At 68.3% G+C, this 26,277-nt stretch carries 20 protein-coding genes and 1 tRNA gene; 18 read left to right on the top strand and 3 right to left on the bottom strand.

The genetic code is table 11. The features are described from left to right. Positions 1-2: 2 nt before the first annotated feature. The 3 genes from AW27_RS13330 to AW27_RS13320 all read left to right on the top strand — a co-directional run bounded on the left by AW27_RS13330 (position 3) and on the right by AW27_RS13320 (position 1,970). Entirely contained in the window at positions 3-401 is a 399-nt protein-coding gene (locus AW27_RS13330; protein WP_037918896.1) for a DUF3291 domain-containing protein, read from the top strand. Further along, on the top strand, positions 398-1,537 hold the full coding sequence (locus AW27_RS13325) for a UDP-N-acetylmuramate dehydrogenase (RefSeq protein ID WP_269084506.1): 1,140 nt from the start codon (positions 398-400) through the stop codon (positions 1,535-1,537). Before AW27_RS13330 ends, AW27_RS13325 begins: the two co-directional genes overlap by 4 nt. A 61-nt stretch (positions 1,538-1,598) precedes the next feature. After that, positions 1,599-1,970 (top strand): hypothetical protein, encoded by a 372-nt coding sequence (locus tag AW27_RS13320; RefSeq protein ID WP_236647542.1) that lies wholly within the window; start codon positions 1,599-1,601, stop codon positions 1,968-1,970. On the opposite strand, the gene AW27_RS13315 is transcribed toward AW27_RS13320, so the two are convergent. Together AW27_RS13315 and AW27_RS13310 are read right to left on the bottom strand one after the other, a co-directional pair. Further along, positions 1,960-2,979: an adenosine deaminase gene (locus tag AW27_RS13315; RefSeq protein ID WP_037918899.1), complete on the bottom strand. Its 1,020-nt coding sequence runs from the start codon at positions 2,977-2,979 to the stop codon at positions 1,960-1,962. The two genes, AW27_RS13320 and AW27_RS13315, sit on opposite strands and share 11 nt — an antisense overlap. Positions 2,980-3,199: 220 nt before the next feature. Beyond that, positions 3,200-4,426 carry a pyridoxal phosphate-dependent aminotransferase gene (locus AW27_RS13310; protein WP_037918900.1) on the bottom strand — a complete coding sequence of 409 codons (1,227 nt, stop codon included), beginning with the start codon at positions 4,424-4,426 and terminating at the stop codon, positions 3,200-3,202. A 203-nt stretch (positions 4,427-4,629) separates the two neighbouring features. Between AW27_RS13310 and AW27_RS13305 the strand changes: the two genes are divergently transcribed. The 11 genes from AW27_RS13305 (at position 4,630) to AW27_RS13255 (ending at position 18,890) form a co-directional block, all read left to right on the top strand. Beyond that, positions 4,630-4,702: transfer RNA gene (locus AW27_RS13305), tRNA-Trp, on the top strand. 105 nt (positions 4,703-4,807) lie between these two features. Then, the gene (secE, locus tag AW27_RS13300; protein WP_037918901.1) at positions 4,808-5,089 is read left to right on the top strand and encodes a preprotein translocase subunit SecE; all 282 of its coding nucleotides are present in this window, start codon (positions 4,808-4,810) and stop codon (positions 5,087-5,089) included. Positions 5,090-5,171: 82 nt separating this feature from the next. After that, a complete protein-coding gene (nusG, locus tag AW27_RS13295) occupies positions 5,172-6,050 on the top strand; it encodes a transcription termination/antitermination protein NusG (RefSeq protein WP_037918903.1) in 879 nt (292 codons plus the stop codon). A 184-nt stretch (positions 6,051-6,234) separates the two neighbouring features. Further along, the gene (gene rplK / locus AW27_RS13290; RefSeq protein ID WP_030773771.1) at positions 6,235-6,669 is read left to right on the top strand and encodes a 50S ribosomal protein L11; all 435 of its coding nucleotides are present in this window, start codon (positions 6,235-6,237) and stop codon (positions 6,667-6,669) included. Between the two features lie 89 nt (positions 6,670-6,758). Further along, on the top strand, positions 6,759-7,487 hold the full coding sequence (gene rplA / locus AW27_RS13285) for a 50S ribosomal protein L1 (RefSeq protein WP_030773774.1): 729 nt from the start codon (positions 6,759-6,761) through the stop codon (positions 7,485-7,487). Positions 7,488-7,712: 225 nt separating this feature from the next. After that, positions 7,713-8,576, top strand: a complete 864-nt coding sequence (locus AW27_RS13280; protein WP_037918904.1) for an SCO4651 family lipoprotein — start codon at positions 7,713-7,715, stop codon at positions 8,574-8,576. A gap of 86 nt (positions 8,577-8,662) precedes the next feature. Beyond that, positions 8,663-9,553 carry an SCO4651 family lipoprotein gene (locus AW27_RS13275; protein WP_037918905.1) on the top strand — a complete coding sequence of 297 codons (891 nt, stop codon included), beginning with the start codon at positions 8,663-8,665 and terminating at the stop codon, positions 9,551-9,553. 245 nt (positions 9,554-9,798) lie between these two features. Beyond that, complete coding sequence (rplJ, locus tag AW27_RS13270; RefSeq protein WP_037918907.1) at positions 9,799-10,329, top strand: 50S ribosomal protein L10; 531 nt, start codon at positions 9,799-9,801, stop codon at positions 10,327-10,329. A gap of 111 nt (positions 10,330-10,440) precedes the next feature. After that, positions 10,441-10,824, top strand: coding sequence for a 50S ribosomal protein L7/L12 (gene rplL, locus AW27_RS13265; protein ID WP_037918908.1), 384 nt, complete (start codon positions 10,441-10,443; stop codon positions 10,822-10,824). A gap of 567 nt (positions 10,825-11,391) precedes the next feature. Next, positions 11,392-14,874 (top strand): DNA-directed RNA polymerase subunit beta, encoded by a 3,483-nt coding sequence (gene rpoB, locus AW27_RS13260; protein ID WP_037918910.1) that lies wholly within the window; start codon positions 11,392-11,394, stop codon positions 14,872-14,874. Positions 14,875-14,975: 101 nt separating this feature from the next. Beyond that, the gene (locus AW27_RS13255) at positions 14,976-18,890 is read left to right on the top strand and encodes a DNA-directed RNA polymerase subunit beta' (protein WP_037918912.1); all 3,915 of its coding nucleotides are present in this window, start codon (positions 14,976-14,978) and stop codon (positions 18,888-18,890) included. 106 nt (positions 18,891-18,996) lie between these two features. Here the strand turns inward: AW27_RS13255 and AW27_RS13250 are convergent, their stop codons facing one another. Continuing rightward, positions 18,997-21,465, bottom strand: a complete 2,469-nt coding sequence (locus AW27_RS13250; RefSeq protein ID WP_236647543.1) for a YfhO family protein — start codon at positions 21,463-21,465, stop codon at positions 18,997-18,999. A 367-nt stretch (positions 21,466-21,832) separates the two neighbouring features. Here AW27_RS13250 and rpsL point away from each other — a divergent pair, with 367 nt between their 5' ends. The 4 genes from rpsL to tuf all read left to right on the top strand — a co-directional run bounded on the left by rpsL (position 21,833) and on the right by tuf (position 26,194). Further along, positions 21,833-22,204 (top strand): 30S ribosomal protein S12, encoded by a 372-nt coding sequence (gene rpsL / locus AW27_RS13245; RefSeq protein WP_007265893.1) that lies wholly within the window; start codon positions 21,833-21,835, stop codon positions 22,202-22,204. Between the two features lie 2 nt (positions 22,205-22,206). Next, the gene (rpsG, locus tag AW27_RS13240; RefSeq protein WP_007265894.1) at positions 22,207-22,677 is read left to right on the top strand and encodes a 30S ribosomal protein S7; all 471 of its coding nucleotides are present in this window, start codon (positions 22,207-22,209) and stop codon (positions 22,675-22,677) included. 39 nt (positions 22,678-22,716) lie between these two features. Beyond that, positions 22,717-24,849 (top strand): elongation factor G, encoded by a 2,133-nt coding sequence (gene fusA, locus AW27_RS13235; RefSeq protein ID WP_037918914.1) that lies wholly within the window; start codon positions 22,717-22,719, stop codon positions 24,847-24,849. Between the two features lie 151 nt (positions 24,850-25,000). Further along, a complete protein-coding gene (tuf, locus tag AW27_RS13230) occupies positions 25,001-26,194 on the top strand; it encodes an elongation factor Tu (RefSeq protein ID WP_037918916.1) in 1,194 nt (397 codons plus the stop codon). Positions 26,195-26,277 lie beyond the last annotated feature (83 nt).

Genomic DNA, 26,277 nt, shown 5'->3' with positions numbered 1-26,277 from the left:
CCATGCCCGACATCCCCTGGTCCACACCCACTCCCGCCGCCCCCGGCGCCGAGGTCCACGTCATGGCCTCCCGCTTCGAGACCACCACCCTCCTCGGGGCCGTCAGGTTCTTTCTGAAGTCCCCCGGCATCATCCGCCAGATGCGCAGGGCCCCCGGCGCCCACGGCGCCGCCCTGCGGGCACGCGTCCTGCGCCGCACCTTCCTCACCCTCTCCGCGTGGGAGGACCGCGACGCGCTGTACCGGTTCGCCCGCAGCGAGCCCCACCGCTCCAGTGCCCGCGCAGCCAGCGCGTACATGCGGGAATCCGTCTTCACCCACTGGACCGTCCCCGCCACCGAGCTGCCCCTGGGCTGGCCCGAGGCCGAGCGGCGCCTCGCCGAGCGGACGGCGGGCCGCTGACCCGAGCGGTAGGGGGGAGGAGCGAGTGCGGTCCGTGGCCCCGCAGGGATGCGAGGGGCACGGACCGTACTCTTGTCCCCGTGCAGGAACTCCACGACGCCCCCCTCGCCCCGCTGACCACCTTCCGTCTCGGTGGTCCCGCCGCCCGCCTGGTCACCGCAACCACCGACGCCGAGGTGATCGCCACCGTCCGTGCGGCGGACGAGAGCGGCACCCCCCTTCTGGTCATCGGTGGCGGCAGCAACCTCGTCATCGGCGACCGGGGCTTCGACGGCACCGCCCTGCGCATCGCGACCACCGGATTCCACCTGGACGGCACCCACCTGGAGCTCGCCGCCGGCGAGAACTGGAGCGACGCCGTCGCCCGCACCGTCGAAGCCGGTCTCGCCGGCATTGAGTGCCTCGCCGGCATCCCCGGCTCGGCCGGTGCCACTCCGATCCAGAACGTCGGGGCGTACGGCCAGGAGGTCTGCGACACCATCACCGAGGTCGTCGCCTACGACCGCACCACCGGCGAAACGGTCACCCTGACCGCCGCCGAGTGCGCCTTCCGGTACCGCAACAGCACCTTCAAGGACCAGCCCGACCGCTACGTCGTCCTGCGCGTGCGCTTCGCCCTGGAGGACGCCGGCGGGCTCTCGGCGCCGATCAAGTACCCCGAGACCGCCCGCGCCCTCGGCGTCGGGGCCGGCGACCGGGTCCCCGCCGCCACCGCCCGCGAGACCGTGCTGCGGCTGCGCGCGGGCAAGGGCATGGTCCTCGACCCCACCGACCACGACACGTGGTCGGCCGGCTCCTTCTTCCACAACCCGATCCTGACCGACGAGGCCTACGCCGCCTTCCTGGCCCGCGTCCAGGACCGCCTCGGCCCCGACACCGCACCGCCCGCCTACCCCGCCGGCGAGGGCCGTACGAAGACCAGCGCGGCCTGGCTGATCGACAGGGCCGGCTTCACCAAGGGCTACGGCACCGGCCCGGCACGCATCTCCACCAAGCACACCCTCGCCCTCACCAACCGCGGCGAGGCCACCACCGAGGACCTCCTCACCCTGGCCCGCGAGGTCGTCGCGGGCGTCCAAGCGGCCTTCGGCGTCACCCTCGTCAACGAGCCGGTGACGGTCGGCGTCAGCATCTGAGGAGTCCCGGCCGCCCATGCTCTGTCCCCGTCACGGGGCCGGTACGGACCCCACTCGGCTCGTGGGTCGCACGCTCAGCAGGGTCGTCGCGTCCTGGCACGTCAGCGACGGCGAACGCTCCGAGTCCCCGCTCGACGTCTGGCTGATCGACAGCGTCGGCGACTCCATCCGGATCACCACCGGCTCCGACCAGTGCCTCATCGTCGAGTCCGGCTCGCCCCACGCCCCGTACGACATGGGCGAATGGGGCCGCATCGAGGTCGGAGAGGACCTCGGCGACCACCCCTTCCTGCGGCACCTGGGCGAGATCGTCTCCTCGGTCGCCGAGTTCGCGCTGCCCGAGCAGGGCCGCACCCACCTGGAGATCGGCTTCCCCGACGGCCGCCGGGTGCGTGCCGACTGCCACGAGGGGGACCTGCGGCTCACCCGGTGAGCCAGTGGTCGATCCCCGCCAGCAGCTTCGCCTGCACGTCGTCCGGCGCGGCGCTCCCGCGCACCGACTGACGGGCCAGCTCGGCGAGCTCCGCGTCCGTGAAGCCGTGGTGGCGGCGGGCGATCTCGTACTGCGCCGCGAGCCGGGACCCGAACAGCAGCGGGTCGTCCGCGCCCAGCGCCATCGGCACACCGGCCTCGAACAGCGTGCGCAGCGGGACGTCCTCGGGCCGCTCGTACACGCCCAGGGCCACATTGGACGCCGGACAGACCTCGCAGGTGATCTGCCGGTCGGCGAGCCGCTGCAGCAGCCGGGGGTCCTCCGCGGCCCGCACGCCGTGCCCGATGCGGGCGGCGTACAGGTCGTCGAGGCAGTCACGGACCGAGGACGGGCCGGTGAGCTCGCCGCCGTGCGGGGCCGCGAGGAGCCCGCCGTCGCGGGCGATGGCGAAGGCGCGGTCGAAGTCCCGGGCCATGCCGCGGCGCTCGTCGTTGGACAGGCCGAACCCCACGACGCCGCGGTCGGCGTAGCGCACGGCGAGCCGGGCCAGGGTGCGCGCGTCGAGGGGGTGCTTCATGCGGTTCGCGGCGATGAGCACCCGCATCCCCAGCCCGGTCTCGCGGGAGGCCGCGTCGACGGCGTCGAGGATGATCTCGACGGCCGGGATCATCCCGCCGAGCATCGGGGCGTAGGAGGTGGGATCCACCTGGATCTCCAGCCAGCCGCTGCCGTCCCGCACGTCCTCCTCGGCGGCCTCGCGGACCAGCCGCCGGATGTCGTCGGGCTCGCGCAGGCAGGAGCGGGCGGCGTCGTACAGCCGCTGGAAGCGGAACCAGCCGCGCTCATCGGTGGCGCGGAGCCTGGGCGGCTCCCCGCCGGTCAGGGCGTCCGGAAGGCGCACCCCGTACTTGTCGGCGAGTTCCAGCAGGGTCGATGGTCGCATCGACCCGGTGAAGTGCAGGTGGAGGTGGGCCTTCGGTAGAAGCGTGAGATCGCGTGCGTGCTCCATCTGGTGATCCTGCCGTACCGCCGCGCTCCGCGGGAGGGGGTTTTCCCTTTCGGGGGCTTGCCCGAACGCAGGAGCGGCGAGGTGCGGCACCGCTGCCGGGGCCCGGCGCCTCGAATGCCGCTGGGGCCGGATGCGGTGTGACGGAGCGGCGAACGCCCGGGCGGCGGCACCCCGAGGGTGCCGCCGCCCGGGCGGGTTGCGGAACGGGTCAGGCCCGGGCCTAGGCCTTGGCCTCGGCCAGGAGCTTCTGGATGCGGGACACGCCCTCGACCAGGTCCTCGTCGCCCAGGGCGTACGAGAGGCGCAGGTAGCCCGGGGTGCCGAAGGCCTCACCGGGAACGACCGCGACCTCGGCCTCGTCCAGGATCAGGGCGGCAAGCTCGACGGAGGTCTGCGGGCGCTTGCCGCGGATCTCCTTGCCGAGGAGCTCCTTGACCGACGGGTACGCGTAGAACGCGCCCTCCGGGGTCGGGCAGAAGACGCCGTCGATCTCGTTGAGCATCCTGACCATCGTCTGGCGGCGGCGGTCGAAGGCCTTGCGCATCTCGGCGACCGCGTCCAGGTTGCCCGAGACGGCGGCCAGCGCGGCGACCTGGGCCACGTTGGAGACGTTGGAGGTGGCGTGCGACTGCAGGTTCGTCGCCGCCTTGATGACGTCCTGCGGGGCGATGACCCAGCCCACGCGCCAGCCGGTCATCGCGTAGGTCTTGGCGACACCGTTGACGACGATGCACTTGTCGCGCAGGGCCGGGACCAGGACGGGCAGCGAGGTGAACTTCGCGTCGCCGTAGACCAGGTGCTCGTAGATCTCGTCCGTCAGCACCCACAGGCCGTGCTCGGCGGCCCATTCGCCGATCGCCTTCGCGTCGGCCTCGCTGTACACCGAACCGGTCGGGTTCGACGGGGAGACGAACAGGACGACCTTGGTGCGCTCGGTGCGCGCGGCCTCCAGCTGCTCGACGGAGACCCGGTAGCCGGTGGTCTCGTCGGCGACGACCTCGACCGGGACACCGCCGGCGAGACGGATCGACTCCGGGTAGGTGGTCCAGTAGGGAGCCGGGACGATGACCTCGTCACCCGGGTCCAGGACGGCCGCGAAGGCCTCGTAGATCGCCTGCTTGCCGCCGTTGGTCACCAGGACCTGCGACGCCTCGACCTCGTAGCCGGAGTCGCGCAGCGTCTTGGCGGCGATGGCGGCCTTCAGCTCGGGCAGACCGCCGGCCGGCGTGTAGCGGTGGTACTTGGGGTTGCGGCAGGCCTCGACCGCGGCCTCGACGATGTAGTCCGGGGTCGGGAAGTCGGGCTCGCCCGCGCCGAAGCCGATCACCGGGCGTCCGGCGGCCTTGAGGGCCTTGGCCTTGGCGTCCACGGCGAGGGTGGCGGACTCGGAAATGGCGCCGATACGGGCGGACACCCGGCGCTCGGAGGAAGGCGTTGCAGAGGTCATACCGGCAATCGTCCCAGACCGCGCAGAAGCGCCGCACACCGTTTCAGTGAACGGACGGGAGGCGGCCCGGAGCATGTCAGGCCGGGTGCTGTTCGACGTCACGGCCCGGTTCACGTACACTCACCTGTCGTTGGACCTCGCCAGCCGCTGCAAAGCGTGAGCACTCCGTGCACTCGCCCGGATGCGGTAGGTTGGGGGAGCAAAGGGTCGTAGCTCAATTGGTAGAGCACTGGTCTCCAAAACCAGCGGTTGGGGGTTCGAGTCCCTCCGGCCCTGCTCCACACTCCTCTCGGACGTGTGTGCGCAGGTACGTACTTAGATGCAACGCCGTGCGGCGCAACCGGGCGCGGTACGGCCACGACCCGGATTCAGGTGAGAGACGTGACGGACGCCCTGGGCTCCATCGACATGCCTGACGCCGAGGACGAGGCGCGCGAGAAGAAGGCCCGCAAGGGCGGCAAGCGCGGCAAGAAGGGTCCTCTGGGCCGTCTCGCGCTTTTCTACCGCCAGATTGTCGCGGAACTCCGCAAGGTTGTCTGGCCCACTCGCAACCAGCTCACGACGTACACCACCGTGGTGATTGTCTTCGTGGTCATCATGATCGGTCTGGTGACCGTGATTGACTATGGGTTCCAGGAAGCCATCAAGTTCGTCTTCGGCTGATCCCCGCGGAGGGCGGCGCCTTGATGGGTGCCGCCCCTTTTCGCATGTTCCACCACCTTTTTTCCAGGAAGAAGCAGCCACCGTGTCTGACCCGAACCTGAACGCGAGCCACGACTCCGTCGAGTCCGTCGAGGACGAGCTCGACATCGTCGAGGCGGCAGACGCTGTGGACCCCGACGAGGCCGAGCTCGCCGACGTCGAGGCGGGTGACGCCGCCGAGGAGGCCGCGCTGCACGTCTCCGGCGACGAGGCGGACGAGGCCGAGGCCGGCACCGAGGCCGAAGAGGCCGCCGGTGACGCCGAGACCGCGGAGGAGGCCGTCGAGGCCGAGCCCGCCGAGCCGGTCGACCCGATCCAGGCCCTGCGCGACGAGCTGCGCGTCCTGCCCGGTGAGTGGTACGTGATCCACACCTACGCCGGCTACGAGAAGCGCGTGAAGGCCAACCTGGAGCAGCGCGCCGTCTCGCTGAACGTCGAGGAGTTCATCTACCAGGCCGAGGTGCCCGAGGAAGAGATCGTCCAGATCAAGAACGGCGAGCGCAAGAACGTCCGGCAGAACAAGCTGCCCGGCTACGTCCTCGTCCGCATGGATCTGACGAACGAGTCCTGGGGCGTCGTCCGCAACACGCCTGGTGTCACCGGCTTCGTCGGCAACGCCTACGACCCGTACCCGCTGACCCTGGACGAGATCGTCAAGATGCTCGCCCCGGAGGCGCAGGAGAAGGCCGCCAAGGCCGCCGCGGAAGAGGCCGGCCTGCCCGCGCCCGCCGTCAAGCGCACCATCGAGGTCCTGGACTTCGAGGTCGGCGACTCGGTCACCGTCACCGACGGTCCGTTCGCCACGCTGCAGGCGACCATCAACGAGATCAACCCCGACTCGAAGAAGGTCAAGGGCCTCGTCGAGATCTTCGGCCGCGAGACCCCGGTCGAGCTCAGCTTCGACCAGATCCAGAAGAACTGATCCACCCCGCGTGGACCACGGCTTCTGAGCCACAGCTTCCGGACAGGTCAGACCGCCCCCAGAGGGCGGTCTGACCTGCTCGGTTTTTAGCCCCGCACCGATACCCGTTATCGTGGTGCGGTATGCCTCCATCCGGATGACCGGATCGGCGGCTGAAAACTCTCACTAGGACCCGGAGAGAGCAATGCCTCCCAAGAAGAAGAAGGTCACGGGGCTTATCAAGCTCCAGATCAAGGCCGGTGCGGCCAACCCGGCTCCGCCGGTCGGCCCCGCGCTCGGTCAGCACGGCGTCAACATCATGGAGTTCTGCAAGGCCTACAACGCCGCGACCGAGTCGCAGCGTGGCATGGTCGTGCCGGTGGAGATCACGGTCTACGAGGACCGCACCTTCACCTTCATCACCAAGACTCCGCCGGCGGCGCGCCTCATCCTGAAGCACGCGGGCATCGAGAAGGGCTCCGGCGAGCCCCACAAGACCAAGGTCGCCAAGCTCACGGCCGCCCAGGTCCGCGAGATCGCCGAGCTGAAGATGCCCGACCTGAACGCCAACGACATCGACGCCGCCGTGAAGATCATTTCCGGCACCGCGCGCTCGATGGGCGTCACGGTCGAGGGCTGATCCAGCCACCCCCCAGCACCACCAGTGGTAGGACCAAGCGCTGGTCCGCACCACGACTCCATGCCTGAATCCGAAATACAGGAGCAGAAGTGAAGCGCAGCAAGACTCTCCGCGCTGCGGACGCCAAGATCGACCGGGAGAAGCAGTACGCCCCGCTCGAGGCCGTCCGTCTCGCCAAGGAGATCTCCTCGACCAAGTTCGACAGCACCGTCGAGGTCGCCTTCCGCCTGGGTGTCGACCCGCGCAAGGCCGACCAGATGGTCCGCGGCACCGTGAACCTCCCGCACGGCACCGGTAAGACCGCCCGGGTCCTGGTCTTCGCGACCGGTGACCGTGCAGCGGCCGCGGAAGCCGCCGGCGCCGACATCGTCGGCGACGACGAGCTGATCAACGAGATCGCCAAGGGCAACCGCCTGAACGAGTTCGACGCCGTCGTGTCCACCCCGGACCTCATGGGCAAGGTCGGCCGCCTCGGCCGCGTGCTCGGTCCCCGTGGCCTCATGCCGAACCCGAAGACCGGCACCGTCACGATGGACGTCGCGAAGGCTGTCACCGAGATCAAGGGTGGCAAGATCGAGTTCCGCGTCGACAAGCACTCGAACCTGCACTTCATCATCGGCAAGGTCTCCTTCTCCGACGAGCAGCTCGTCGAGAACTACGGCGCGGCCCTGGACGAGATCCTTCGTCTGAAGCCGTCCGCCGCCAAGGGCCGCTACCTGAAGAAGGCCGCCCTGAGCACCACCATGGGCCCCGGCATCCAGCTGGACCCGAACCGCACCCGGAACCTCCTCGTCGAGGAAGACCCGGCCGCGGTCTGATCGCGCTGAGCCCCACGGCTCACCGAGCGGCTGAACGGGCCCCTCGCCCCCTTCACGGGCGGCGAGGGGCCCGTTTTCCGTTTCCCGGTTCGCATCCTGTGCAAGGGCTGTGCGAGCCCTGTGCACGGGCCGCCGCTGCCGGGTCGTACAGTCGTACGAGCGGCGCCGCAGGCGGAAACGCCGGAGACCACGCGCCGCACACGATCACCACGGGGTGGGGAACTGATGAACGCGTACCGCACGAAGACCGCCGCGGCCCTCCTGGCCGCCCTCCTGCTCGCGGGAGGTGCGACGGCCTGCGAGAACGGGGACGACGCGAAGAAGGACACGGGGGCATCGGCACCGGTCAAGCCCTCGGAGCAGCCGGCGGAGGTGACGCCGGCCGCCTACCTGGAGAAGGCGAAGAAGAAGTCCGAGGAGATCACTTCGCTTCGGTACTCCATGTCGGGCGAGGCGGCGGGCCAGAAGATCGCCGGCGAGGGTGCCATGCGCATCAAGCCGACCGTCGCCATGTCGATGACGATGGACTCGCCCACGAAGCCGGGGGAGAAGGTGCAGATCCGGCTCCTCGACGGCGCCATGTACATGGGCACCGAGGGCAAGTGGCTGAAGTTCGACCTCAAGACCCTCGCTCCCGACCAGGCCAAGCAGCTGGACTCGCTCGGTTCCGCCCAGCAGGGCCAGAACCCGGCCGACTCGGCCGACAGCCTGAGCGCCGCCAAGGACCTCAAGAAGGTCGGCGACGAGACCATCGACGGCCAGAAGACGACGCACCTGAGCGGGACCGTCTCCGTCGACGAGCTGCGGGCCCACAGCGCCACCTCCGCGCCGGAGGCGAAGGAGCGCCAGGAGAAGAACCTCGCGGCACTGGAGGCCCAGGGCATCAAGACCCTGACCATGGACCTCTGGATCGACGAGAACGACCAGATGAAGCAGGTCCGCACCCGGGGTGCCGGCACCTCCGGCCCGATGGACGTCACCATGAAGTTCCTGGACGTCAACATGCCCGTCGAGGTCACCGCGCCGCCGGCCGAGCAGGTCGTGGACCTGGCCGAGATGATGAAGGGCGACCCCGCGGGCTCCGCCTGATCGCCGCCGCACCACCGCAGTACCGCCGCGCCGCCGCTCCACCGCGGCGGCGCGGCGCGCATCGACCATTCATGGGGGAGAACCAGATGAACAGCGCTGTCCGGACCCGGGCCGGCGTGGGAATCGCGGCTGCCGCGCTGCTCGTGAGCGGCCTCACGGCCTGTCGCGGGGAGGGGGCCGGCGCCGAGGCGCACGACCCCGTGGCGGCCGTGAAGGCGTCCTATCTGAAGACGGTGGCCGCCAAGGTCGCCTGGGTGGAGCTGTCCACCGTCGACCGGGACGGCAAGACCAGTGCCCAGTCCGGCAGGAAGGGTTGGTACCCGTCCAGCCACGACGTGGTCCTCAAGGGCGGGGGCGACGAGGCCGACAACCGTTCGATCATGATGGGCGACACCGTCTACACCCGGATGGACAAGCCCGTCAAGGGCAAGAACTGGATGCAGATGGATCTGGCCAAGGGCGGCAAGTCGGGCGTCCGGCTGAACGAGGACCCGGCCGAGTACCTCGCCCTGCTGCTCGGCCAGGAGAAGCTCACCCACGTCGGGACCGAGCAGACCGACGGCGTCGAGGCCCAGCACTACCGGGGCAGCCTCACCAACGCGGACCTGATCCAGGCGGACGACTCCACCAAGGCCATGGAGGAGGAGAACCGCCGGTACCTCCACGAGTCCGTACGGCACATCACCTCCTTCGAGGTCGACCTGTGGATCGGCAAGGACGGCTTCCCGATCCGCGTCGACAGCTCCAGCACGGACGCCAAGGGCACGTCGAAGACCACGGCGAAGTTCTCCGACTTCGGCAAGGGCCCCGCCGTGCAGCCCCCGCCGGCCGACGATGTGATCACCTTCGACGCCGTGATGAAGGGCGTCGACGCCGACCTGGAACAGGTCGACAAGAGCCTCGAACAGGCCGACAAGGACCTGGAGGAAGCCGACAAGACGCTGCGGGACGCCGGGTTGCCCGGGCTGCGCCGCTGACCGATTTGCCTCGACCGGAACCCGTCACGTAGTCTTCCCCGGAAGCCAAAGACCGCTGGTCGTTGCTGTGCCCGACAGGGCGCGGTGGCCGAAGGATCCGCTTACTGCGGACGACCCGCGCAGGTGACTGTGGAATGCTCCCGGACTCGTTCCGGTCGAGCTACGCCCTGGCGCCTGCGCCGGGGCGTTTTGTATGTCAGCCCCTTCTGAGCGGTCCTCATCACCCGGAAGGAGGCGAACGCACCATGCCGACGCCCAACAAGGCTGCATCGGTGGCCGAGCTCACGGACGCGTTCCAGAGCTCCAACGCCGCCGTGCTGACCGAGTACCGGGGTCTCACCGTCGCGCAGCTCAAGACGCTGCGTCGCTCCCTCGGTGAGAACGCCCAGTACGCCGTGGTGAAGAACACGCTGACCAAGATCGCGGCCAACCAGGCCGGGATCACCGCGCTGGACGAGCACTTCGCTGGTCCGACCGCGGTCGCCTTCATCACCGGTGACCCGGTGGAGTCGGCGAAGGCTCTGCGTGACTTCGCCAAGGAGAACCCGAACCTCATCATCAAGGCCGGTGTCCTTGACGGTAAGGCTCTCTCCGTCGACGACATCAAGAAGCTTGCGGACCTCGAGTCCCGCGAGGTTCTGCTCAGCAAGCTGGCCGGCGCGTTCAAGGGCAAGCAGTCCCAGGCTGCCTCGCTCTTCCAGGCGCTGCCGTCGAAGTTCGTCCGCACCGCGGAAGCGCTTCGCGTCAAGCTCGCCGAGCAGGGCGGTGCCGAGTAATTCGGCTCGCGCATTGATCCGCGCCGCCTAGTGCGCGGGTCGTAGCGGGCCGTTACGCCCGCCTCTATAGACACATCGGCACCTGCCGAATTAGTGGAAGGATCGCCCATCATGGCGAAGCTCTCTCAGGACGACCTCCTCGCCCAGTTCGAGGAGATGACCCTCATCGAGCTCTCCGAGTTCGTGAAGGCCTTCGAGGAGAAGTTCGACGTCACCGCCGCCGCGGCCGTCGCCGTTGCCGCCCCGGGTGCCCCCGGCGCCCCGGCCGAGGCCGCTGAGGAGAAGGACGAGTTCGACGTCATCCTCGCCGGCGCCGGCGACAAGAAGATCCAGGTCATCAAGGTCGTGCGCGAGCTGACCTCCCTGGGTCTGAAGGAGGCCAAGGACCTCGTCGACGGTGCGCCGAAGCCCGTCCTCGAGAAGGTCAACAAGGAGGCCGCTGACAAGGCCGCCGAGGCCCTCAAGGGTGCCGGTGCCTCCGTCGAGGTCAAGTAACACCTCCGAGGCCGCCTGACGGCCTCTCCAAGGGGCGATCACCCGTAAGGGTGGTCGCCCTTTGGCGTACCCGCAGTGCCTGACTTGCCCTGGTCTCGTTGGGGAGTAGGGTGATCATCGTTGCCCCGACGCAGGGTCCGGAGATGATCCGCTCGGAGCAGGGGGCCTTGACGAACGGGTCGCGGCGCGCAATTCTCAGACCCGTCGAGAGGTCGGTCGCCCGGATCCGGGATCCGAGGCATGGATCGACTACGAAGAGGGCAGTACTGATACGCGCTCTGTGCACGAGAGCCGCAGCGTTGGACGCAGGGTTGAACGACATGGGGAAGGCCTGTTGCCGGTTTCCGGAAACCTGGTCTGGACATCAGTGAGCCAAGTGGCTACACTGACCCTTTGCGCTGCCTGTTAGCTGTCCCCTGCCCGTCGCCAGGGACATGCCCACGCTTGAGCACACTTGATTGATCCACCCTGACCTGGTGTTTTGGCCGGAATCGGGGGGCCCTGTCTTCTGTGTCTGCTGGGACCGGTACGCGCGTAGTGAGTCCGAGCCCTCGGAAGGACCCCCTCTTGGCCGCCTCGCGCAACGCCTCGACCAATACGAACAACGGTGCCAGCACCGCCCCGCTGCGCATCTCCTTTGCAAAGATCAAGGAGCCGCTCGAGGTTCCGAACCTCCTGGCGCTGCAGACCGAGAGCTTTGACTGGCTGCTCGGCAACGCCGCCTGGAAGTCTCGCGTCGAGTCGGCGCTTGAGAGTGGACAGGACGTCCCCACCAAGTCCGGTCTGGAAGAGATCTTCGAGGAGATCTCGCCGATCGAGGACTTCTCCGGGTCGATGTCGCTGACCTTCCGCGACCACCGCTTCGAGCCGGCGAAGAACTCCGTCGACGAGTGCAAGGAGCGCGACTTCACCTACGCGGCTCCGCTGTTCGTCACGGCCGAGTTCACGAACAACGAGACCGGAGAGATCAAGTCTCAGACGGTCTTCATGGGCGACTTCCCGCTCATGACCAACAAGGGCACCTTCGTCATCAACGGCACCGAGCGTGTCGTGGTGTCGCAGCTCGTCCGTTCCCCCGGTGTCTACTTCGACTCCTCCATCGACAAGACGTCCGACAAGGACATCTTCTCCGCCAAGATCATCCCCTCCCGGGGTGCCTGGCTGGAGATGGAGATCGACAAGCGCGACATGGTCGGCGTCCGCATCGACCGCAAGCGCAAGCAGTCCGTCACCGTCCTCCTGAAGGCGCTCGGCTGGACCACCGAGCAGATCCTCGAGGAGTTCGGCGAGTACGAGTCCATGCGCGCCACCCTGGAGAAGGACCACACCCAGGGCCAGGACGACGCGCTGCTCGACATCTACCGCAAGCTGCGCCCGGGCGAGCCGCCGACCCGTGAGGCCGCCCAGACGCTGCTGGAGAACCTCTACTTCAACCCCAAGCGCTACGACCTCGCGAAGGTCGGCCGCTACAAGGTGAACAAGAAGCTCGGCGCCGACGAGCCGCTCGACGCCGGTGTGCTCACCACCGACGACGTCATCGCCACGATCAAGTACCTGGTCAAGCTGCACGCCGGCGAGACCGAGACGATCGGCGAGTCCGGCCGTTCGATCGTGGTCGAGACCGACGACATCGACCACTTCGGCAACCGTCGTCTGCGCAACGTCGGCGAGCTCATCCAGAACCAGGTCCGCACGGGTCTGGCTCGTATGGAGCGCGTCGTGCGCGAGCGCATGACCACCCAGGACGTCGAGGCGATCACGCCGCAGACCCTGATCAACATCCGGCCGGTCGTCGCCTCCATCAAGGAGTTCTTCGGCACCAGCCAGCTGTCCCAGTTCATGGACCAGAACAACCCGCTCTCGGGCCTGACCCACAAGCGCCGCCTGTCGGCGCTGGGCCCCGGCGGTCTGTCCCGTGAGCGGGCCGGCTTCGAGGTCCGTGACGTCCACCCGTCGCACTACGGCCGCATGTGCCCGATCGAGACCCCCGAAGGCCCGAACATCGGTCTGATCGGCTCGCTCGCCTCCTACGGTCGCGTCAACGCGTTCGGTTTCGTCGAGACCCCGTACCGCAAGGTCATCGACGGTGTCGTCACCGACGAGGTCGACTACCTGACGGCCGACGAGGAAGACCGCTTCGTCATCGCGCAGGCCAACGCGGCCCTGTCCGAGGACATGCGCTTCACCGAGAACCGCGTCCTGGTCCGCCGTCGTGGCGGCGAGATCGACTACATCGCCGGCGGCGACGTCGACTACATGGACGTCTCCCCGCGCCAGATGGTGTCCGTCGCGACCGCGATGATCCCCTTCCTCGAGCACGACGACGCCAACCGTGCCCTCATGGGCGCGAACATGATGCGCCAGGCCGTTCCGCTCATCAAGGCGGAGGCCCCGCTCGTCGGCACCGGCATGGAGTACCGCTGTGCGGTCGACGCCGGCGACTCGATCCGTGCGGAGAAGGACGGTGTGGTCCAGGAGGTCTCGGCCGACTACATCACCGTCGCCAACGACGACGGCACGTACACCACGTACCGCGTCGCCAAGTTCTCCCGCTCGAACCAGGGCACCTCGGTCAACCAGAAGGTCATCGTCAACGAGGGTGACCGGATCGTCGAGTCCCAGGTCCTCGCGGACGGACCGGCGACCGAAGAGGGCGAGATGGCCCTCGGTAAGAACCTGCTCGTGGCGTTCATGCCGTGGGAGGGCCACAACTACGAGGACGCGATCATCCTGTCGCAGCGCCTCGTGCAGGACGACGTCCTCTCCTCGATCCACATCGAGGAGCACGAGGTCGACGCCCGTGACACCAAGCTCGGCCCCGAGGAGATCACCCGGGACATCCCGAACGTCTCCGAGGAGGTCCTGGCGGACCTCGACGAGCGCGGCATCATCCGCATCGGTGCGGACGTCGTCGCCGGTGACATCCTGGTCGGCAAGGTCACGCCCAAGGGTGAGACCGAGCTGACCCCGGAGGAGCGCCTGCTCCGCGCGATCTTCGGTGAGAAGGCCCGCGAGGTGCGTGACACCTCGCTCAAGGTCCCCCACGGTGAGATCGGCAAGGTCATCGGCGTCCGCGTCTTCGACCGCGAGGAGGGCGACGAGCTTCCTCCGGGCGTGAACCAGCTGGTCCGCGTCTACGTCGCCCAGAAGCGCAAGATCACCGACGGTGACAAGCTCGCCGGCCGTCACGGCAACAAGGGCGTCATCTCCAAGATCCTCCCGATCGAGGACATGCCGTTCCTGGAGGACGGCACCCCGGTCGACATCATCCTGAACCCGCTGGGTGTCCCGTCCCGAATGAACCCGGGACAGGTCCTGGAGATCCACCTCGGCTGGCTCGCCAGCCGCGGCTGGGACGTCTCCGGTCTGGGTGAGGAGTGGGCCGAGCGGCTGAAGTCCATCGGCGCCGACCGCGTCGAGCCCGGCACCAACGTCGCCACCCCCGTGTTCGACGGCGCCCGCGAGGACGAACTCGCCGGCCTCTTCGAGCACACCATCCCGAACCGAGACGGTGACCGCCTGGTCCTCCCGTCCGGCAAGGCGCGCCTGTTCGACGGCCGCTCCGGCGAGCCGTTCCCGGACCCGATCTCGGTCGGGTACATGTACATCCTCAAGCTCCACCACCTGGTCGACGACAAGCTCCACGCCCGTTCGACCGGTCCGTACTCGATGATCACGCAGCAGCCGCTGGGTGGTAAGGCACAGTTCGGTGGCCAGCGATTCGGTGAGATGGAGGTGTGGGCGCTCGAGGCGTACGGCGCCGCCTACGCCCTCCAGGAGCTGCTGACCATCAAGTCCGACGACGTCACCGGCCGAGTGAAGGTCTACGAGGCCATCGTCAAGGGCGAGAACATCCCCGAGCCGGGCATTCCCGAGTCCTTCAAGGTGCTCATCAAGGAAATGCAGTCGCTCTGCCTCAACGTGGAGGTGCTGTCCTCGGACGGCATGTCCATCGAGATGCGCGACACCGACGAGGACGTCTTCCGCGCGGCGGAGGAGCTCGGTATCGACCTGTCCCGGCGCGAGCCGAGCAGCGTCGAAGAGGTCTGACGGGCCTGACGGGGGGCTCACACCCTGAGCCCCCCGTCATCCCCGGGACCGTTCAGACCACTGATCAAGAGACACGACCCCGAAAGAGGGATTGACGCACAGTGCTCGACGTCAACTTCTTCGACGAGCTGCGGATCGGCCTTGCCACCGCGGACGACATCCGAACCTGGTCGCACGGCGAGGTCAAGAAGCCGGAGACCATCAACTACCGCACCCTGAAGCCCGAGAAGGACGGACTCTTCTGCGAGAAGATCTTCGGTCCGACCCGGGACTGGGAGTGCTACTGCGGCAAGTACAAGCGTGTCCGCTTCAAGGGCATCATCTGTGAGCGCTGTGGCGTCGAGGTCACGCGCGCCAAGGTGCGCCGTGAGCGGATGGGCCACATCGAGCTCGCCGCCCCCGTCACCCACATCTGGTACTTCAAGGGCGTCCCGTCGCGCCTGGGCTACCTGCTGGACCTCGCGCCGAAGGACCTTGAGAAGGTCATCTACTTCGCCGCGTACATGATCACGTTCGTCGACGACGAGCGCCGCCAGCGCGACCTGCCGTCGCTGGAGGCCCACGTCTCCGTCGAGCGCCAGCAGATCGAGAACCGTCGCGACGCCGACCTCGAAGGCCGTGCCAAGAAGCTCGAGTCCGACCTGGCCGAGCTTGAGGCCGAGGGTGCGAAGGCCGACGTGCGCCGCAAGGTGCGCGAGGGTGCCGAGCGCGAGATGAAGCAGCTCCGCGACCGCGCCCAGCGCGAGATCGACCGCCTCGACGAGGTGTGGGCCCGCTTCAAGAACCTCAAGGTCCAGGACCTTGAGGGCGACGAGCTGCTCTACCGCGAGCTGCGTGACCGCTTCGGCACGTACTTCGACGGCTGCATGGGCGCCGCCGCGCTGCAGAAGCGCCTGGAGTCCTTCGACCTGGAGGAGGAGGCCGAGCGCCTCCGCGAGATCATCCGTACCGGCAAGGGCCAGAAGAAGACCCGTGCGCTCAAGCGCCTCAAGGTCGTCTCCGCGTTCCTGCAGACCAGCAACAAGCCCAAGGGCATGGTCCTGGACTGCGTCCCGGTCATCCCGCCGGACCTGCGTCCGATGGTGCAGCTGGACGGTGGCCGCTTCGCGACCTCCGACCTGAACGACCTGTACCGCCGCGTGATCAACCGCAACAACCGCCTGAAGCGCCTTCTCGACCTCGGTGCCCCCGAGATCATCGTGAACAACGAGAAGCGCATGCTCCAGGAGGCCGTGGACGCGCTCTTCGACAACGGTCGCCGCGGCCGCCCGGTGACGGGCCCCGGCAACCGCCCGCTGAAGTCCCTCAGCGACATGCTGAAGGGCAAGCAGGGTCGCTTCCGTCAGAACCTGCTCGGCAAGCGCGTGGACTACTCCGCGCGTTCCGTGATCGTCGTCGGCCCGCAGCTGAAGCTGCACCAGTGCGGTCTGCCGAAGGCCATGGCGCTGGAACTCTTCAAGCCGTTCGTGATGAAGCGCCTGGTGGACCTGAACCACGCGCAGAACATCAAGAGCGCCAAGCGGATGGTCGAGCGCGGCCGCACGGTCGTGTACGACGTCCTGGAAGAGGTCATCGCGGAGCACCCGGTTCTGCTGAACCGTGCGCCCACGCTGCACCGCCTCGGCATCCAGGCCTTCGAGCCGCAGCTGGTCGAGGGCAAGGCCATCCAGATCCACCCGCTCGTCTGCACCGCGTTCAACGCGGACTTCGACGGTGACCAGATGGCCGTGCACCTGCCGCTCTCCGCGGAGGCGCAGGCCGAGGCCCGCATCCTGATGCTGTCCTCGAACAACATCCTCAAGCCGGCCGACGGCCGTCCGGTCACGATGCCGACGCAGGACATGGTCCTGGGTCTGTTCTTCCTGACCACCGACGGTGACCTGCGCGACACCAAGGGCGAGGGCCGCGCCTTCGGCTCCACGGCCGAGGCGACCATGGCGTTCGACGCCGGCGAGCTCGCGCTGCAGTCGTCCGTCGACATCCGCTTCCCGGTGGGCACCATCCCGCCGCGCGGCTGGGTGCCGCCGGTCGCCGAGGGCGGGGACGACGGCGTCGCCGAGCGCGAGTTCCAGCCGGGCGACAGCTTCCGCCTGCGCACCACCCTGGGCCGCGCGCTCTTCAACGAGCTGCTGCCCGAGGACTACCCGTTCGTCGACTACTCGGTGGGCAAGAAGCAGCTCTCCGAGATCGTCAACGACCTGGCGGAGCGCTACCCCAAGGTCATCGTGGCGGCGACGCTCGACAACCTGAAGGCGGCCGGCTTCCACTGGGCGACCCGTTCCGGTGTCACCGTGGCCATCTCCGACGTCGTCGTGCCCGAGGCCAAGAAGGCCATCGTCGCGGGCTACGAGGCGCAGGACGAGAAGGTCCAGAAGCAGTACGAGCGCGGTCTGATCACCAAGGACGAGCGCACGCAGGAGCTCATCGCGATCTGGACCAAGGCGACCAACGAGGTCGCCGAGGCGATGAACGCGAACTTCCCCAAGACGAACCCCATCTTCATGATGGTTGACTCGGGTGCCCGAGGAAACATGATGCAGATGCGACAGATCGCCGGTATGCGTGGTCTGGTGTCGAACGCGAAGAACGAGACCATCCCGCGTCCGATCAAGGCGTCCTTCCGCGAGGGCCTCACCGTTCTGGAGTACTTCATCTCCACGCACGGTGCTCGTAAGGGTCTGGCGGACACCGCCCTGCGTACCGCCGACTCGGGTTACCTGACCCGTCGTCTGGTGGACGTCTCGCAGGACGTGATCATCCGCGAGGAGGACTGCGGCACCGAGCGCGGCCTGAAGCTGAAGATCGCCGTTCGCGGCGAGGACGGCGTGCTGCGCAAGGCCGACGACGTCGAGACCTCGATCTACGCCCGCATGCTGGCCGAGGACGTCGTCATCGACGGCAAGGTCATCGCGCCGGCCAACGTCGACCTCGGTGACGTGCTCATCGACGCCCTGGTCGCCAACGGCGTGGAGGAGGTCAAGACCCGCTCGGTCCTGACCTGTGAGTCCGCGGTCGGCACCTGTGCCTTCTGCTACGGCCGCTCGCTGGCCACCGGCAAGCTGGTCGACATCGGTGAGGCCGTCGGCATCATCGCCGCCCAGTCCATCGGTGAGCCCGGTACCCAGCTGACGATGCGTACCTTCCACACCGGTGGTGTGGCCGGTGACGACATCACGCAGGGTCTGCCGCGTGTCGTCGAGCTCTTCGAGGCCCGTACCCCGAAGGGTGTCGCCCCGATCTCCGAGGCCGCCGGCCGCGTGCGGATCGAGGAGACCGAGAAGACGAAGAAGATCGTCATCACGCCCGACGACGGCAGCGACGAGACGGCGTTCCCGATCTCGAAGCGCGCCAAGGTCATCGTGCACGAGGGCGACCACGTCGAGGTGGGCCAGAAGCTCACCATGGGTGCCACCAACCCGCACGACGTGCTGCGCATCCTCGGCCAGCGTGCCGTCCAGGTCCACCTGGTCGGCGAGGTCCAGAAGGTCTACAACTCGCAGGGCGTGTCGATCCACGACAAGCACATCGAGATCATCATCCGGCAGATGCTGCGCCGCGTGACGATCATCGAGTCCGGCGACGCGGAGCTCCTGCCGGGCGAGCTGGTGGAGCGGTCGAAGTTCGAGACCGAGAACCGTCGTGTGGTCACCGAGGGCGGTCACCCCGCCTCCGGCCGTCCGCAGCTGATGGGTATCACCAAGGCCTCGCTCGCGACCGAGTCCTGGCTGTCGGCGGCGTCCTTCCAGGAGACGACCAGGGTCCTGACGGACGCGGCGATCAACGCCAAGTCCGACTCCCTGATCGGCCTCAAGGAGAACGTCATCATCGGTAAGCTCATCCCGGCCGGTACGGGCCTCGCCCGCTACCGCAACATCCGGGTGGAGCCCACCGAGGAGGCGAAGGCCGCGATGTACTCGGCCGTCGGTTACGACGACATCGACTACTCGCCCTTCGGCACCGGCTCCGGCCAGGCCGTCCCGCTGGAGGACTACGACTACGGCCCGTACAACGGCTAAGAGCTCGTAAGAAGAAGCCCCCCGCCGCTCCGCAAGGAGTGGCGGGGGGCCTTTTTCGTTTCCGCGGGGGAGCCCGCCGCGGGTCTGCGGGGGCGCCGGCGGAGCGTCAGCGCCGGCGCCGCAGGCGCGTCCAGGTCGGGACCGCGGCGAGGGCCAAGAGGGCCAGGGCTCCGCCGGCCAGGCCTGCGGTGAAGCCCTTCGGGGTGAAGGTGCAGGAGATCTCGGTGGTACCCGGGGGGAGGTCCACGGCCAGCAGGCCGTGGAAGGGCCTGACCGGGGCCGAGCAGCTCCACCCGGGGACGGCGGTGGTGGCGACGACGGCCGTGCCCCGGGTGTCCGCGGGGAAGGAGGCCGCGATGGAGTGGCCGCCGACGTCGACGGTGGTGGCGCCGGTGGCCTTGAGGCCGTCGACGGCCGCCGCGAGGGCCGCCCGGTCGAGGCAGCCCAGCGGGTGGGCTCCGGCGCCGGCCCCCTTCGTACGCGTGCGCACGCTGACCTCGACCTCGCCGGACGCCGGGACGGGGCCGAGCGGGGTCACCCCCGTCACCGCGCCCGCCAGCGGCTTCTCGGTGGCGCCGGCGCGGAGGGAGCCGTGGAGGGCGGGGGAGTACCAGTAGGCCTCGGAGCCGGGGCGGCAGCGGGCCGTGAACGTCCTGACCTCCGGGTTGCCGCCGCGGGTGACCTGCGGGACCTCGTAGACGGTGGCGCCGAGGACGGTCTCCTGGCGGGCGTAGACGCTGTCCGCCGGATTCGGGGAGGCGTACGGTCCGGTGCGGACGGTGGCCAGCGGCGGCGCCGGGAACCGGTCGGCCGTCCAGCTGCCCGGCGCCGCCCCCGGACGGACCCGCGCGCCGATGGAGAAGATCGCGTCGAGCACCGGGTTGTCGGCGCCGAAGAAGGTCCGGCCGTCGTTCTTGAAGCCGTACCCCAGGGGCTGCAGGGCCCGGTAGGTCGCCTCGGGGAGGTAGCTGCTGTAGGACTGCGGCCCCTCCGCCCGGAGCGCCAGGGCGTCGTTGTACGCGGTCTGCGGCGCGCCCGAGTCGGTCCGGTGGGCGGGCCAGTCCTCGACCCCGCGCACGGCGTCGAAATGCTGTGCGATCGACCGGTTCGACGTGGCGATCGGCTTGGCCCAGCGCTCGCGGGCCCGGCGGGCGTCGGCGCCGGCCGCGGCCGCGGTGGACTCCGCGAGGACGACACCGGCCATCAGCACGGCGGCCACCGGGACCAGGAAGCGGCGCTTCTCGCCGAGCCGCAGCAGGACCAGCGCCAGCAGCGAGACACCCCCGCCGCCGAGCACCGCCGGCCAGGTCCAGCCGCCGAAGTCGTCCGTGTGGCGCAGGGCGAAGGCAGCGGCGACCAGCAGGGCGGCGCTCAGGGCCAGGTGCAGCGGGCGCGGCCGGTTGGCCAGCGCCAGCCAGGCCAGGACCACCACCATCCCGCTGAACACGAAGGCCTCGCGGTACGGGTTGCCGTTCGGCACCGCCAGTCCGTGCCACACGTACTGCGTGGGCGGGAACTGGAAGGAGGCCAGCACCAGCGCGGTGGCGACCGCCCACACCAGGCGGGTGCGGCGCGCGACCCGGGTGTTGAGAAGGAAGGAGCCGGCGAGGATCAGGCCGAGCGAGGCCACGTAGAGCCGGGGACGGCCGCCCCACAGGTGGGTGGCCGGGAGCATCCCCGCGAAGAAGACCTCGATCCGTACGGGGTCGAAGGCGGCGGCCCTGGTGGGCTGGGCGGCACCGCTGGACAGGAACGACGGCAGCAGCAGCGGGAGCGTGAGCAGGATTCCGGTCGCGGCGGCCGTCGCGGCCCGCCACAGGGCCAGCAGCCGCTCCCGGGCCGTCGTGTCGCGGGTGGCCAGGCGGATGGCCAGCAGCACGCAGGCGGCCATCGTGGCCATCATCGCGGTGTAGAAGTTCCCGAACCAGGCGAGTGCGACCAGCAGGGCCGCCCCCGGCCAGCGGCGCCCCTCCAGGCACCACTCGACGGCGATGCCGAGCATCGGGAGGGCGACCAGGCCCCAGAGCCACATCGGGATGTACGAGGCGTCGCTGAGCGCCCAGCCGCACAGGCCGTACGTCGCCCCGAGCACGCCCCGCTGCCACCAGGGGCCGGCGTGCAGCTTGCCGAGGTACACGGTCATCACGGCGGCGGCGGTGCCCATCGTGACCGGGGTGACCGCGAAGACGGCCAGGTCGACGTGGTCGCGCGGGACGAGGACGGCCAGCCAGGAGAACGGGTTGCCGAGGTAGGTGTGGTAGTCGGACAGGAACTGCTGTCCGAATCCGCCGCGCCAGGTGAAGAACAGGTCCCCGGCGGCCTGCCCGTGGACCAGGTCCCACAGTGCCCGGTGGAAGGGCACGTACTGGTTGGCCTGGTCGTTGATGGCTCGCCCGGTGTTGCCGAAGGGGAACGTCCCGCGCGCGACCCAGGCCGCGACGGCGGCGGACGCGGCGAGCAGGAAGGCCAGCAGGGGACCGCGCAGGCGGGCGGAGAGGCGGACGGGTCCGCGGAGGGCCGGGGGGCGGTCCGCTGCGGTGGGCCGGGCGTCGACGGTGGTCGGCTCGGGTGCCACGGTCCCCAATGTGCTGCTCCCTGCTGATCGGCTCCCGGGCGCCCAGCGCCCGGGCAAGCTGTCAGTTTAGGGCGGCGGGGCGGCCCGTCGGGCCGAACGGCCCCCGTACCGCTTGCGCGCGGCGGATTTTCGTGCTGGGCATTTGTTTTGACCTACCTCTGTGAGGTAGGTACGCTCTGACCTTGTGCCTGGGGTGTGCCCTGGGCTCCCGCGCGCGCACAGACCCGCGGTGAGCCGAGAAGACCACACCGCGATCCGTGCCCCTCTCACCTCGGTGGAAGTGTGCAGGATCCGACACACCCGACCGCGTGGGTCGGCAACGTTCCAGGTTAGCTTCACTACACGGCACACAGAAACCGGAGAAGTAGTGCCTACGATCCAGCAGCTGGTCCGTAAGGGCCGGCAGGACAAGGTCGAGAAGACAAAGACTCCCGCGCTTGAGGCCTCGCCCCAGCGTCGCGGCGTCTGCACGCGTGTGTTCACGACCACCCCGAAGAAGCCGAACTCGGCGCTCCGTAAGGTCGCGCGTGTGCGTCTGACCTCCGGCATCGAGGTCACCGCTTACATTCCGGGTGAGGGACACAACCTGCAGGAGCACTCGATCGTGCTCGTGCGTGGTGGCCGTGTGAAGGACCTGCCGGGTGTTCGTTACAAGATCATCCGCGGTGCGCTTGACACCCAGGCTGTCAAGAACCGCAAGCAGGCCCGCAGCCGCTACGGCGCCAAGAAGGAGAAGTAAGAATGCCTCGTAAGGGCCCCGCCCCGAAGCGCCCGGTCATCATCGACCCGGTCTACGCATCTCCTCTGGTGACCTCGCTCATCAACAAGATCCTCCTGAACGGCAAGCGCTCCACCGCCGAGCGCATCGTTTACGGCGCCATGGAAGGCCTCCGCGAGAAGACCGGCAACGACCCGGTCATCACGCTGAAGCGCGCGCTGGAGAACGTCAAGCCGTCCCTCGAGGTCAAGTCCCGCCGTGTCGGTGGCGCGACCTACCAGGTTCCCGTCGAGGTCAAGCCGGGTCGCCAGTCGACCCTGGCGCTGCGCTGGCTCGTGGGTTACTCCCGCGCCCGTCGTGAGAAGACCATGACCGAGCGCCTCATGAACGAGCTGCTCGACGCCTCCAACGGTCTTGGCGCTGCCGTCAAGAAGCGCGAGGACACGCACAAGATGGCCGAGTCCAACAAGGCCTTCGCGCACTACCGCTGGTAGTCCCACCCCACATCGAGACCGAGAGAAGACCGAAGCCTTATGGCTACCACTTCGCTTGACCTGGCCAAGGTCCGCAACATCGGGATCATGGCCCACATCGACGCGGGCAAGACGACCACCACCGAGCGCATCCTGTTCTACACCGGTGTGTCGTACAAGATCGGTGAGGTCCACGACGGCGCCGCCACGATGGACTGGATGGAGCAGGAGCAGGAGCGTGGTATCACCATCACGTCTGCCGCCACCACCTGCCACTGGCCGCTCGAAGATGTTGACCACACCATCAACATCATCGACACCCCGGGTCACGTCGACTTCACCGTCGAGGTGGAGCGTTCGCTCCGCGTCCTCGACGGCGCCGTCACCGTCTTCGACGGTGTGGCCGGCGTCGAGCCGCAGTCCGAGACCGTCTGGCGTCAGGCGGACCGCTACGGCGTTCCGCGTATCTGCTTCGTCAACAAGCTCGACCGCACCGGCGCCGAGTTCCACCGCTGCGTCGACATGATCACGGACCGCCTCGGTGCGGTTCCGATCGTCATGCAGCTCCCCATCGGTGCCGAGGCCGACTTCCAGGGTGTCGTCGACCTCGTCCGCATGAAGGCGCTCGTCTGGTCCGCCGAGGCGACCAAGGGCGAGATGTACGACATCGTCGACATCCCGGCCAGCCACACCGAGGCCGCTGAGGAGTGGCGCGGCAAGCTGGTCGAGACCGTCGCCGAGAACGACGAAGAGATGATGGAGCTCTTCCTCGAGGGCATCGAGCCCACCGAGGACCAGCTGCACGCCGCCGTCCGTCGTATCATCCTCGGCTCCGGCAAGGGCAAGGGCGAGCCCACGATCACCGCGGTGTTCTGTGGCACGGCGTTCAAGAACAAGGGTGTCCAGCCCCTGCTCGACGCTGTCGTCCGTTACCTGCCGTCGCCGCTGGACATCGAGGCCATCGAGGGCCACGACGTCCGCGACGCCGAGACGGTCGTGAAGCGCAAGCCGTCCGACGAGGAGCCCCTCGCCGCGCTCGCGTTCAAGATCATGAGCGACCCGCACCTCGGTAAGCTCACCTTCGTCCGGGTTTACTCGGGCCGCCTGGAGGCCGGCACCGCGGTGCTGAACTCCGTCAAGGGCAAGAAGGAGCGCATCGGCAAGATCTACCGCATGCACGCGAACAAGCGTGAGGAGATCGACTCGGTGGGCGCCGGCGACATCGTCGCCGTGATGGGCCTGAAGCAGACCACCACCGGTGAGACGCTGTGCGACGACAAGCAGCCCGTGATCCTGGAGTCCATGGACTTCCCGGCTCCGGTCATCCAGGTCGCCATCGAGCCCAAGTCCAAGGGTGACCAGGAGAAGCTGGGTGTCGCCATCCAGCGTCTCGCGGAGGAGGACCCCTCCTTCCACGTTCACTCGGACGAGGAGACGGGCCAGACCATCCTCGGCGGAATGGGCGAGCTGCACCTTGAGGTGCTTGTCGACCGCATGAAGCGCGAGTTCAAGGTCGAGGCCAACGTCGGCAAGCCGCAGGTCGCGTACCGCGAGACGATCCGCAAGGCCGTCGAGCGTCACGACTACACCCACAAGAAGCAGACCGGTGGTACCGGTCAGTTCGCCAAGGTGCAGATCGCGATCGAGCCCATCACCGAGGCCGACGGCCCGGCGTACGAGTTCGTGAACAAGGTCACCGGCGGTCGTGTGCCGAAGGAGTACATCCCTTCGGTGGACGCGGGTGCGCAGGAGGCCATGCAGTTCGGCATCCTGGCCGGCTACGAGATGACGGGCGTTCGCGTCACGCTTCTCGACGGCGGCTACCACGAGGTCGACTCCTCCGAGCTCGCCTTCAAGATCGCCGGTTCGCAGGCCTTCAAGGAGGCCGCGCGCAAGGCTTCGCCCGTTCTGCTCGAGCCGATGATGGCCGTTGAGGTCACCACGCCCGAGGAGTCCATGGGCGATGTCATCGGTGACATCAACTCCCGCCGTGGCCAGATTCAGGCCATGGAGGACCGTCACGGAGCCAAGATCGTCAAGGGCCTCGTGCCCCTGTCGGAGATGTTCGGCTACGTCGGCGACCTCCGCAGCAAGACCTCGGGTCGCGCCAGCTACTCGATGCAGTTCGACTCCTACGCCGAGGTTCCCCGGAACGTCGCCGAGGAGATCATCGCGAAGGCCAAGGGCGAGTAACTCTTCGGAGTACACGCTTTAGGCTTGTCACCGGCAGCCTCTGGGGCAACAGGAGCCACTCCCGTTGCCCCGGGGACCGGCCGGCTTTCCAGCAAAGATCACCTGGCGCCGATCTGTAAGGCGTACAGAACCACTCTCCAGGAGGACCCCCGTGGCGAAGGCGAAGTTCGAGCGGACTAAGCCGCACGTCAACATCGGCACCATCGGTCACATTGACCACGGTAAGACGACCCTCACGGCCGCCATTACCAAGGTGCTGCACGACGCGTACCCGGACCTGAACGAGGCCTCGGCCTTCGACCAGATCGACAAGGCTCCTGAGGAGCGCCAGCGCGGTATCACCATCTCCATCGCGCACGTCGAGTACCAGACCGAGGCGCGTCACTACGCCCACGTCGACTGCCCGGGTCACGCGGACTACATCAAGAACATGATCACCGGTGCCGCGCAGATGGACGGCGCCATCCTCGTGGTCGCCGCCACCGACGGCCCGATGCCGCAGACCAAGGAGCACGTGCTCCTGGCCCGCCAGGTCGGCGTTCCGTACATCGTCGTCGCCCTGAACAAGGCCGACATGGTGGACGACGAGGAGATCCTGGAGCTCGTCGAGCTCGAGGTCCGTGAGCTGCTCTCCGAGTACGAGTTCCCGGGCGACGACCTGCCGGTCGTCCGCGTCTCCGCGCTGAAGGCGCTCGAGGGCGACAAGGAGTGGGGCGAGAAGCTTCTCGGCCTCATGACCGCCGTCGACGAGTCGATCCCGACCCCGCCGCGTGACACCGACAAGCCGTTCCTCATGCCCGTCGAGGACGTCTTCACGATCACCGGTCGCGGTACGGTCGTCACCGGCCGTATCGAGCGTGGTGTCCTGAAGGTCAACGAGACCGTCGACATCATCGGTATCAAGGAAGAGAAGACCACCACCACGGTCACCGGTATCGAGATGTTCCGCAAGCTGCTCGACGAGGGCCAGGCCGGTGAGAACGTCGGTCTGCTCCTCCGTGGCATCAAGCGCGAGGACGTCGAGCGCGGCCAGGTCATCATCAAGCCGGGTTCGGTCACCCCGCACACCGAGTTCGAGGCCCAGGCCTACATCCTGTCGAAGGACGAGGGTGGCCGTCACACCCCGTTCTTCAACAACTACCGTCCGCAGTTCTACTTCCGTACCACGGACGTCACGGGTGTCGTCACCCTGCCGGCCGGCACGGAGATGGTCATGCCGGGCGACAACACCGAGATGTCGGTCGCGCTGATCCAGCCGGTCGCCATGGAGGAGGGCCTGAAGTTCGCCATCCGTGAGGGTGGTCGTACCGTGGGCGCCGGCCAGGTCACCAAGATCACGAAGTAATTCGGGTTCTGACCTGGTAGCCCGTTGACCGGGCACCACGTTCCACTGGAGGGCCCCGGCCCACCGCCGAGGCGGTGGGGCGG

Origin of the sequence: Streptomyces sp. PCS3-D2 (assembly GCF_000612545.2) — a bacterium.
In the GTDB taxonomy this organism is placed as follows: domain Bacteria; phylum Actinomycetota; class Actinomycetes; order Streptomycetales; family Streptomycetaceae; genus Streptomyces.
The sequence above is the reverse complement of the archived record's forward strand: the minus strand, read 5'-3'. Positions and strand labels throughout refer to the sequence as shown.

Bases quoted from the DNA above. Each gene is read 5' to 3' on its own strand.
- AW27_RS13330 (WP_037918896.1), top strand. From the start codon at position 3: ATGCCCGACATCCCCTGGTCCACACCCACTCCCGCCGCCCCCGGCGCC.
- AW27_RS13315 (WP_037918899.1), bottom strand. From the start codon at position 2,979: ATGGAGCACGCACGCGATCTCACGCTTCTACCGAAGGCCCACCTCCAC.
- AW27_RS13310 (WP_037918900.1), bottom strand. From the start codon at position 4,426: ATGACCTCTGCAACGCCTTCCTCCGAGCGCCGGGTGTCCGCCCGTATC.
- rplK (WP_030773771.1), top strand. From the start codon at position 6,235: ATGCCTCCCAAGAAGAAGAAGGTCACGGGGCTTATCAAGCTCCAGATC.
- AW27_RS13280 (WP_037918904.1), top strand. From the start codon at position 7,713: ATGAACGCGTACCGCACGAAGACCGCCGCGGCCCTCCTGGCCGCCCTC.
- AW27_RS13275 (WP_037918905.1), top strand. From the start codon at position 8,663: ATGAACAGCGCTGTCCGGACCCGGGCCGGCGTGGGAATCGCGGCTGCC.
- rplJ (WP_037918907.1), top strand. From the start codon at position 9,799: ATGCCGACGCCCAACAAGGCTGCATCGGTGGCCGAGCTCACGGACGCG.
- rplL (WP_037918908.1), top strand. From the start codon at position 10,441: ATGGCGAAGCTCTCTCAGGACGACCTCCTCGCCCAGTTCGAGGAGATG.
- rpsG (WP_007265894.1), top strand. From the start codon at position 22,207: ATGCCTCGTAAGGGCCCCGCCCCGAAGCGCCCGGTCATCATCGACCCG.
- fusA (WP_037918914.1), top strand. From the start codon at position 22,717: ATGGCTACCACTTCGCTTGACCTGGCCAAGGTCCGCAACATCGGGATC.